The following is a 253-nucleotide window of genomic DNA, read 5'->3' as shown; positions in this document are numbered from 1 at the left end:
TAATCTTCAGCGTTGCCGCTGTTGATGTGGCGCACTATACGGAGAGCTTTTTGATCTGTAAACCCCTGATTTAGTTTTAATAAATCAGAGGCTTAGAATGCAAAAAACCCGCTTTCGCGGGTTTTTGTGTGAGCCTTGAAATTGAACTAATCTCAAGCTCGAAATTGGTGCCCAGAAGAAGACTCGAACTTCCACGACCTTGCGGTCACCAGCACCTGAAGCTGGCGTGTCTACCAATTTCACCATCTGGGCA

The 253-nt window shown here is 46.2% G+C and carries 1 tRNA gene; it reads right to left on the bottom strand.

From position 1 onward, the window contains the following. Positions 1-165: 165 nt before the first annotated feature. Positions 166-252 (bottom strand) — tRNA-Leu (locus VD17_RS31175). Between the last annotated feature and the right edge of the window lies 1 nt (position 253).

This window comes from Pseudomonas fluorescens, assembly GCF_000968015.1.
GTDB lineage: Bacteria > Pseudomonadota > Gammaproteobacteria > Pseudomonadales > Pseudomonadaceae > Aquipseudomonas > Aquipseudomonas fluorescens_W.
This window is presented reverse-complemented; position numbering and strand designations above follow the sequence as displayed.